General features: G+C 40.9%; 8 protein-coding genes and 3 rRNA genes. 4 read left to right on the forward strand and 7 right to left on the reverse strand.

The window, feature by feature from the left end:
- Window positions 1–9: 9 nt before the first annotated feature.
- The 4 genes from ehuB to dsbD form a co-directional block, all read right to left on the reverse strand.
- The gene (gene ehuB / locus B6N13_RS21440) at window positions 10–858 is read right to left on the reverse strand and encodes an ectoine/hydroxyectoine ABC transporter substrate-binding protein EhuB (RefSeq protein WP_169460553.1); all 849 of its coding nucleotides are present in this window, start codon (window positions 856–858) and stop codon (window positions 10–12) included.
- A gap of 301 nt (window positions 859–1,159) precedes the next feature.
- Entirely contained in the window at window positions 1,160–2,476 is a 1,317-nt protein-coding gene (locus B6N13_RS21445; protein WP_169460554.1) for an ATP-binding protein, read from the reverse strand.
- Between the two features lie 61 nt (window positions 2,477–2,537).
- Entirely contained in the window at window positions 2,538–3,203 is a 666-nt protein-coding gene (locus B6N13_RS21450; protein ID WP_048814316.1) for a response regulator transcription factor, read from the reverse strand.
- A 14-nt stretch (window positions 3,204–3,217) separates the two neighbouring features.
- On the reverse strand, window positions 3,218–5,038 hold the full coding sequence (gene dsbD, locus B6N13_RS21455) for a protein-disulfide reductase DsbD (protein ID WP_169460555.1): 1,821 nt from the start codon (window positions 5,036–5,038) through the stop codon (window positions 3,218–3,220).
- Between the two features lie 143 nt (window positions 5,039–5,181).
- On the opposite strand from dsbD, the gene B6N13_RS21460 reads away from it, so the two are divergent.
- The 4 genes from B6N13_RS21460 to B6N13_RS21475 are packed head-to-tail and all read left to right on the forward strand — an operon-like array spanning window position 5,182 to window position 8,262.
- Window positions 5,182–5,730 carry a TlpA disulfide reductase family protein gene (locus tag B6N13_RS21460; protein ID WP_169460556.1) on the forward strand — a complete coding sequence of 183 codons (549 nt, stop codon included), beginning with the start codon at window positions 5,182–5,184 and terminating at the stop codon, window positions 5,728–5,730.
- A 3-nt stretch (window positions 5,731–5,733) separates the two neighbouring features.
- On the forward strand, window positions 5,734–5,958 hold the full coding sequence (locus tag B6N13_RS21465) for a DUF4266 domain-containing protein (RefSeq protein ID WP_012070032.1): 225 nt from the start codon (window positions 5,734–5,736) through the stop codon (window positions 5,956–5,958).
- The gene (locus B6N13_RS21470) at window positions 5,945–7,252 is read left to right on the forward strand and encodes a DUF3570 domain-containing protein (RefSeq protein ID WP_348981561.1); all 1,308 of its coding nucleotides are present in this window, start codon (window positions 5,945–5,947) and stop codon (window positions 7,250–7,252) included. Before B6N13_RS21465 ends, B6N13_RS21470 begins: the two co-directional genes overlap by 14 nt.
- 56 nt (window positions 7,253–7,308) lie before the next feature.
- Window positions 7,309–8,262 (forward strand): FAD:protein FMN transferase, encoded by a 954-nt coding sequence (locus tag B6N13_RS21475; protein WP_169460558.1) that lies wholly within the window; start codon window positions 7,309–7,311, stop codon window positions 8,260–8,262.
- 245 nt (window positions 8,263–8,507) lie between these two features.
- Here B6N13_RS21475 and rrf (B6N13_RS21480) read toward each other — a convergent pair.
- The 3 genes from rrf (B6N13_RS21480) to B6N13_RS21490 all read right to left on the reverse strand — a co-directional run.
- Window positions 8,508–8,622, reverse strand: a 5S ribosomal RNA gene (gene rrf / locus B6N13_RS21480).
- Window positions 8,623–8,706: 84 nt separating this feature from the next.
- Window positions 8,707–8,821 (reverse strand): 5S ribosomal RNA (gene rrf / locus B6N13_RS21485).
- 184 nt (window positions 8,822–9,005) lie between these two features.
- Window positions 9,006–9,266 (reverse strand): 23S ribosomal RNA (locus tag B6N13_RS21490); the annotation flags it as partial.

A 9,266-nucleotide genomic window follows, 5' to 3' on the forward strand; every position in this document is an offset into this window, starting at 1 on the left:
TCCCCAGTGTTATTTACACAGTTTCGCAGCAGTCATGCCACCAGGAGAAGTATGCTTACCAAAACCGTAAGGCTCTACCATTGCAATGTGTTCTTTAGTGTCGATGAAGCTTTTTAATTCTGCGTTAAAGGCATCACGCAAAGCCGTATCCGCTGGACGGAAACCAAAGCCACCGTAACCTTTCACTGATTTACCCTTAATAATAAGAGGTGTAAAAGGTTGAGCTAACTCAACACGGTCATCTTTCTGAGCCAAAGACGCCATAGTCAAGCTAGTACCAGCTAGAGCATCAATACGACCTGATTTAAGAGCGGCAACACCAGATGGATAATCGGGAAGAGTGACGACTTTACTTAAATCGATACCGTAATCACGAGCGTAACCGTATTCTACAGAACCAGACATCACGCCTAACTTAACAGCTTTACTATCAATACTATCGTAACCATTTAACTCTTTCGGATTGCCATTCTGAACCAAAAAGCCCTCACCTATGCTGTAGGTAGGATTAGAGAATAGAATTTGTTTACAACGCTTTGGGGTTATATACATACCAGCTGCAATCACATCAAAACGCCCTGCACGCAAACCAGGAATCAAAGAGCCAAATTCCGTCACGACAACTTTTACATTGTCTACGCCCAAATCGTTCAAAACTTTGACTGCAATACTAGGCGCTTCACCAGCCGGCTCGCCATCTGGTGTGGTATAGCCATACGGTACTTCGTTAGCGACACCTATAGTCACTGTGCCCTCATCTTTTATCTTATCTAATGTGGTTGCAGCCACTGATACAGAAAAAAGAGCAACAATAAAACTCATTAGAGATATAAGATATTTGCCGAGTGTTTTTTTCATAATAAACCTCATGTTTCTTAGAAAAATGGATAAAAAATAGCAATAAGTCTCTTTACAGTAAATAAAACGAGCCAAATGATCAAGAGTTATTTAGATGTGTAATCATTAGATCACTTATGATAATCTTTATATTTAGCTAACTAATCTAAGTAATAATGGAATGTTTTAGTAAAAAATAAATGTCAAAAAAATGAACAAGACTAAGGCTAAAAGCCAAAACGTAGGCAAAAAAATACCAGACAATGTCTGGTATATACTCAAACGTAATAACTTATCTAAACGTTTTTTTAGGAAGAGAAACTTATTTTATCGCCAAAATGGGCAATGCAACCCGAACTGTCAAACCATGAGGAAGTGAATCCTCAAATGAGAGCTCCCCTTGATATTTAGCGACAATATTCTTCACAATAGAAAGTCCAAGACCTGCCCCTTCAACTTCACCCGAACGAAAAAACCGCTCGCTGAGTCTTTGCTTTTCTCCTTTGCCGACGCCTTTGCCAGCATCGATTACTTTTAATTCAACTTGATTTGCAAACTGAGACCAGACCACTTGTATAACAGAGCCCTGAGGAGAAAACTTAATTGCATTGCTAATTAGATTTTGCAGCAATATTTCAACATGATTAGATTCGACATAACAACGCCAAAGCAAGCTATCATCGACATCTAGGCTAATTTCAACATTTTTCTTCCAAGCTAAAGGAAGGATATCAGCAATCATTGAACGACTGATTGCCAGCACATCAACATCTTCTTTAGTGACCTTTTTCTGGTGTTCAAGGCGAGCAAGCGCAAGCAACTGAGACACAATTCGAGTTGACCGATCAACCCCTGATGTTAGCTGAGTTAAGGATTGATTTCTCTCTTGATCATTTTCAGCGGATGCCGCATTTTCAGCATGGACTCGGAGAATACTTAAAGGAGTTCTTAATTCATGAGCTGCATCTGCTATCCAACGCTTTTCCCTTTCCATCAATACATCAATTTCCATAAGCAATCCGTTCAAGGCCGTTTTCACGGGCACCAATTCTTCTGGAACATAAGACATTTCAATTGGTTCTAATTTGCTCGGAGTAATTTTTTGAATACGCTGAGCAAGTTGCTGAAGTGGTTCGAGCCCAAAACCAACAGCTGCCCAAACAAGAACGGCCAGAATTGGCCAAGCTAGAATTTCAGGAAAAAGAGTTTGAAAGACTATCTGATCTGAAATTTCACCTCTTACATCTGCACGCTCTGCAACGATAACCCTGGTATTTCCAGATGTTTGATTTAAGGTAAAAGTTCGCCATTGGTAATGATCAGCCATTGCATCACCATAACCAAACGAATCTTCTTTCTGATGAGATAGCGTCATTGAATCAGACGCAATTTTTAATTCATCACCACTCCAAATTTGATAAAAAATTTTACTTTCGTATTTATGTCCGACGGATGCATCAGTATTTGCTGCATCAATTAATAAAGGGAATGAAGGATTTTTACTCGAACCAAGCTTTTCTATATTTTCGGACAAAGTTAGTAGTAATCTAGCTTGTTGAGCTAAACGAGCATCAAATAACTCTTCGACCTCATGATTAGCAAACAGCAAACCAATTACCATGATAAGGATGCTTGTCATGGTAAAAATACACATGACAAAAAACAGGGTTCTTCGCCTAATTGAACTTAATAGTTTTTCATTAGCCCACTTCTTGATCGACCACATAGCCAATACCTCGTATGGTGCGAATTAACTCTGGAAACAGTTTTTTTCGCAGATGATGTATATGCACTTCAAGCGCATTACTTTCTACATCATCACCCCACCCATACATCAGTTGCTGTAAAACATCTCGAGTAAAAACATGGCCAGGCTGGCTCACCAACTCATGAAGCAAAGAGTATTCCCTTCGAGTAAGATTAACGTCTTTGTCTTGATAGGTCACTTTGTGGCTCGCTGGAAATAGCACAAGGCCTTTATAGTGAATCTCACTGATTGCTCGACCGTAACTGCGACGTAATAAAGCCCGAGCTCTCGCTTTTAATTCGGTTACATCAAAAGGTTTAACCAAATAATCATCGGCACCTAAATCTAAACCAGCTACCCTGTCTTCCAAAGCATCCCTTGCAGTAAGAATAAGTACCGGCACTGCATTTTCATTGGCTCGTAGTTGCTTAAGCACAGCCAAGCCATCTAACCTTGGTAAACCTAAATCCAATACAACCAAGTCAAACACTTCATTAGCTAATGCTTCCAAAGCATGGATTCCATCATGAAGCAAATCAACTGTGTAACCTTCACGTTTTAAGGCCGTTACAAGACCATCCGCTAACGAAAGATCATCCTCTACAACTAGTATTCGCAAACCTATTCCTTCTTTCATAAGTTCGCCAAGGTTGATTGCAGCACGCTGTTAAATTGAGCTAAATCCATTTCACCTTGGCGAACGTTGATCAAATCACCATGAGAAGAAAAGAATAACAGAGTTGGCGGCCCAAATACGCCATATTTTGATAAAAATGCTTGCTGAGCGGACGTATTTTCAGTGAGATCAAGCTGCAGAAATGAAATTTTATTTGAATATATTTTAAGATTACCGTTACTAAATACATCTTCCTCCATTGCCAAGCAAGCTGTACACCAGTCAGCATACATGTCTAAGACCACTACCTTTCCATTAGCCTTGGCCTTTTGCATCGCATTTTTAAGCGTTTCAACATCTTTGATACGATCGAATAAAGGCTGTTCTTCAGTCGCCATACCAGAATTCGATACTGAAGAAACATATCCTAACGGCTTTTCTAGACTAGGTTTGCCCGCCAATCCAGAGCTGAATATCGCTACTCCATAAAGTAATAGAGCAAAAGCGATCCCCTGTTTGGTTTTACCCCAACCAATACCGCCAGATTCGAAGGGAGCCAAATGAATAGCGTACACAATAATCAGCAAGGCCCATAAATACACACTCACAGTATCAGACACGATGCGAGAGACAAGGGCGACCGCCACACCAAGCAGAATCACACCAAATGCCGCCTTTACCTGCATCATCCACATACCTGCTTTCGGAAGATATTTCCCTCCCCCCAAACCTACTAGCAACAGAGGCATGCCCATCCCTAGGCTCATAACAAACAACACACTACCACCGAGAACTGCATCACCCGTTGTACTAATATAAATTAACGCACCAGCCAATGGCGCGGAAACGCAAGGAGAAACAATTAATGCAGAAACAGCACCCATGATACCAACGCCCAAATAGGGTCCACCGACACTGCGTTGACTTAATTTATCCAAACGGTCGCGTATAAACATGGGTAGCTGTAATTCGTAGAAGCCAAACATAGATAAAGACAAAAGAACAAACAACACGCTAAAACTAACTAATACACCTGGAGCTTGAAACAATGCTTGAAGATTAAGCTGAGCGCCAAAAATCCCTACCAATACGCCTGCCAAACTATAAGAAAATGACATCCCCAGAACATAAGATAAAGATAAGAAAAAACCTTTTTTCGCTGTAATATTTCCAGCCTGCCCAGCAATTATGCCCGCTAATATAGGAATCATCGGCAGCACACAAGGTGTAAAAGTCAGCCCTAAACCAAGAAAGAAAAAGGTAATAAGCACCCAAAACCTATCTCCATTTAGCAATAGCTTAACTAATTGCCCTTCTTCACCCTCATTAGATGCTTTGATTGATACATTTGCTGTCTCTTTTGATGTTGGCAATGAACTTGAATCGGACTTTAGTTTAGTATTCACCACCTTATCAAAACTAACGACTTTTGTCTGGGGCGGATAACACAAACCCGCTGCCGCACAACCTTGATAAGTAATTTTAAGATTACCTAATTGATCTTTTGACTGATCAATAGCAATCGCCATATGATTATGAAACACATTAACCAATCCAAAATTTGGATCATCTTTTTCTTCAGCTTTAGTTAAGAAATAAAAAGGTATCGATGCTGTTTTATCTTCTGCCAACGAAACTTTTACGCGCGACTTATACAAGTAATAACCATCAGCAATAGTCCAAGTTACCTCTTTCTTAGTGCTATCAATTTCTACTTGAAATGCTTCCGAGGGCTTCAGAAAGTCATCAGCAGCAATCACTTGTGATACCAGCAAAAAAGCAAGTATCAACGCTACTAGCCATTTTATTTGCCAGAGAGGCCTGAAAAAAATCGTCACTTGATATTCCTTAATGCACAGAGGTTTACCCACTATAAATAAGAAACCTTAAGTAAAACTTACGCTTCCTAACTTTGAAGCTTAATTTTCTCTTAAGAATGTCATCGTACTATTTAAGACATATTTATTATTAGGTGGCATACATGATCAAAGTACATCAGGGATTTGCTCAAACGACCCTATCTAGCCTAGTTATTAGCTGTACATTTTTTTCTTCAGCATTATGGGCAACCAATTTAACCTCACCAGCCACAGCAAAAGCAGCACCACACAAAACAGTGATGCTACCTGAATATCAAACAAACCAGAAAATTTCACTAGAGATGGAAAAGGGACAAGTCGTACTCGTGGATTTTTGGGCTTCCTGGTGTGGACCTTGCCGTGAGTCGTTTCCTTGGATGACAAGCATGCAAGCCAAATACAAAGATCAAGGGCTTAAGGTTATTGCCATTAACTTAGATCAGGAGAAAGGCCAAGCTCTTGATTTCTTAGAAGAGTTTAAACCTGGCTTTAGCGTGTTATTTGATACCAAAGCGGAACTACCAGAAGATTTTGGCGTTATTGGCATGCCGACAAGCTTTTTAATTGATCGCCAAGGCAATATACGCGCAACACATGTTGGCTTTCATCAGAAAAATATTAATGAATACGAGTCCGCTATTGCCAAGCTATTAGCAGAAAAAGGGGAATAACCTATGCGAAGAATAATCCATTTAGTCGGCTTGCTCGCCTTACCCATTATTGTATCTGGATGCAGTGATATGGGAGTTAAGCCTTGGGAAAGAGATGTTTTAGCACAACAAGAAATGAACCTTATTAGCGATCCTCTCGAAAGCAGTTTAGATGATCACATTTATTTCAGTAAAGAAGCCAGCAGTGGCGGACAAGGATTTGGAGGTGGTGGCTGTGGCTGTAACTAAGAAAACTCATAAAAATCGCGAATTAGCCCAATTATTAACCGCGGCCAGCTGTGCATTAATTGGCGGTTTATCACAAGGGGCTAATGCTGCTGACAGCTGGGATGTAGACTCGGCTTTCCTACTCTATTCAGAAAGTGATGGTCGTGTATCTGCCGCCGAACCAGTTATTAGCGCCACCAAGAACTTTGATGAAGAAACTAAGCTTACTTTCAAAATTGCAGCAGATACCTTAACAGGAGCGTCACCCAACGGCGCTACAGCCAGTGATCATGTACAAACTTTTACCAGCCCTTCAGGTAAAGGTTCGTACAATGCAGCAGCGGGCGAACAACCACTTGATGACACCTTCAAAGATACTCGTATCGCACTTTCTACTAATTGGGCAGCCCCAATTAATAGAGATTGGGCTTACGGTGTTGGTGGTTATCTTTCTAAAGAACATGACTACCAATCACTTGGGCTAAATGGCAGCTTGTCTCGCTATTTGAACCAAAAGAATACAACACTTACTCTAGGGTTAAATCTATCTAACGATACTGCCAACCCTGAAGGAGGTGTACCAACAGGATTAGTGCAAGTTCCTTTAAGCAGCTCAGACAGTGAGTTCACACAGCGTAGTGATGCTGAAAACAAAAACTTGGTCGATGTTCTATTTGGTGTCACTCAAGTGATTAATCGCAGCACTATAATGCAATTCAACTATGCATTAAGCACCAGTTCAGGCTACCTAACCGACCCTTATAAAATATTGTCAGTTATAGATGATAATGCAGGCGCAAATTTTGGAGGAAACTTCCAAAGTAGTGGTAGAGACTTATATCTATACGAAAAACGCCCAGACTCACGTCTGAAACAAAGTATCTATTGGCAAACAAAACACCAATTCGAAAATGACAATATACTAGATGTAAGTTATCGCTACATGTTTGATGATTGGGGCGTTAACTCTCACACTATCGATGCTAAATATCGCTTCCGCTTTGATAATCAATACCTAGAACCCCAACTACGTTGGTACACTCAAAGTAAAGCCGACTTCTATCATAGATATTTAAACTCTAGTGATTACACTTCAACTGATTTTGCCAGTGCCGATTATCGTTTAGGTGATCTAGATACTTATACATTAGGTCTAAAATACGGATATAAATTTGCTGATGAAACCGAATTTTACACTCGCTTCTCTCTCTATCATCAAGAAAGTTCTGGCGATAAAGGTTATGGCAAACTAACAACACAGGAATTGTATCCGGGTTTAGATGCGGCTATGTTGATCCTTGGATATAAATTTTAGCTCTATATCCCCTCTCACCCTATGGAGAGAGGGGATCTTTACCGCACAGGGAAGCTATGAATTTACTTGAAGAACTACAAATAGATCCATTACTAAACCCATCAAACCACCCCAGTGCAAGCCTGTGGAAAGTGAATGAGAATTCCTTTCAAGTTAATTTTGAATGCATGGCAAGTGATTGCTCTATATTGATTGAATGTAAACAAATTGATTTAGTCAAAGCCGCAGCAAACAGTGCCGTCATTGAAGCTTGGCGTATTGAGCATAAATTCAGCCGCTACCAAACAGGTAACACCTTTGCAGAAATTCACTCGAAGACAGACATCATTCAAACTTTGGATGATGAAACCACCCAATTGATGATTTTCGCCAATCATGCCTACCATGCCTCACAAGGTCTTTTTGATATTACATCCGGCATCCTAAGAAGAGCATGGCATTTTGATGGTAGCGATAACCTACCTAAAACAAGCATTATAAAAGAATTATTAATCAAAGTTGGTTGGACAAAATTAGGTTGGCATCCTAGCAATCCAAACCAACTGACACTTCCAACGGGTATGGAACTCGACTTTGGAGGCATAGGAAAAGAGTATGCTGTTGATAAAATGCTTCTGGTTTGCCGTAAAATCCTTTCACAGACAACATCAGCTATCTTAGTTAACTGTGGTGGTGACTTAGCCTGTAACGGTAAAAGATTAAATGGTGAAAGTTGGAAAGTAGGTATAGAAGCCGTTAACGACCAAGCAAAACATATTGTCGCTCTTTCTTCTGGCGCCCTTGCAACCTCAGGTGACAGCCGACGTTTTTTATTAAAAGATGACATCCGCTATTCTCACATCTTAAACCCTATCACTGGCTGGGCCATCACAGACGCTCCAAGAAGTGTTACCGTTGCAGCGCCCACATGCATCAATGCAGGCATAATATCGACACTAGCCCTTTTACAAGGCGCTGAAGCTGAAAATTTTCTCTCCTCATTAGACATGCCATATTGGCTAACTCACTGATACATCACTTTCGAAGATGATCCTCTTGTGGGACAAGCATCGGCGATGGCGAGTGCCTGCGGCGAATAAAAAGCCACCTGTTTTCATTAAATAGAGAAGAGAAATGGCTTTAATGAAAGAAGACACACTTTATGGGACGGTACCGACGGTACCATTTAGCAACGCCCACACTACCATCGCCGATGGTAATTCCCTATAACGAAAAAACCCTACCCTGCTTAGCAGGATAGGGTTTACTAATTAAATCTTGATAACGACCTACTCTCACATGGGATCTCCCACACTACCATCGGCGATGGCGCTTTTCACTTCTGAGTTCGGGATGGGATCAGGTGGTTCAACGCCTCTATGATCATCAAGAAAACTGGTTTGTTTTATTAGCAATCGTCTAATAAAACCAAATTTTCAATAGCCTAATTACTTATTAGGACTTCTTAATATAAAGCTTGACGACGACCTACTCTCACATGGGATCTCCCACACTACCATCGGCGATGGCGCTTTTCACTTCTGAGTTCGGGATGGGATCAGGTGGTTCAACGCCTCTATGATCGTCAAGCAATTCGTTTTGCGTTTGTTTTGAGCTATGCGTTTATTGCATTGTCTTTCGACTTGTCTCAAAACACGCGAATACGTGCTTGGATCTTTAACAATTCATTTTGAAATAGAGATAACCAAGTATCAAACCGATGTTGTTTTCATCGTAATCTGTGTCGTAGTTTTTAAAACCACTTTGGTGTTATATGGTCAAGCCTCACGAGCAATTAGTATTGGTTAGCTCAATGCCTCACAGCACTTACACACCCAACCTATCAACGTCCTAGTCTCGAACGGCTCTTCAGGGGACTTATGTCCCAGTGAGATCTTATCTTAAGGGAGGCTTCCCGCTTAGATGCTTTCAGCGGTTATCCCGTCCGAACATAGCTACCCGGCAATGCCACTGGCGTGACAACCGGAACACCAGAGGTTCGTCCACTCCGGTCCTCTCGTACTAGGAGCAGCTC

Origin of the sequence: Marinomonas sp. UCMA 3892, assembly GCF_012726345.1 — a bacterium.
In the GTDB taxonomy this organism is placed as follows: domain Bacteria; phylum Pseudomonadota; class Gammaproteobacteria; order Pseudomonadales; family Marinomonadaceae; genus Marinomonas.

Coding starts and splice junctions, on each gene's coding strand:
- B6N13_RS21465 (WP_012070032.1), top strand. CDS start 5,734: ATGCGAAGAATAATCCATTTAGTCGGCTTGCTCGCCTTACCCATTATT.
- B6N13_RS21445 (WP_169460554.1), bottom strand. CDS start 2,476: ATGACAAGCATCCTTATCATGGTAATTGGTTTGCTGTTTGCTAATCAT.
- B6N13_RS21460 (WP_169460556.1), top strand. CDS start 5,182: ATGATCAAAGTACATCAGGGATTTGCTCAAACGACCCTATCTAGCCTA.
- ehuB (WP_169460553.1), bottom strand. CDS start 858: ATGAAAAAAACACTCGGCAAATATCTTATATCTCTAATGAGTTTTATT.
- B6N13_RS21475 (WP_169460558.1), top strand. CDS start 7,309: ATGAATTTACTTGAAGAACTACAAATAGATCCATTACTAAACCCATCA.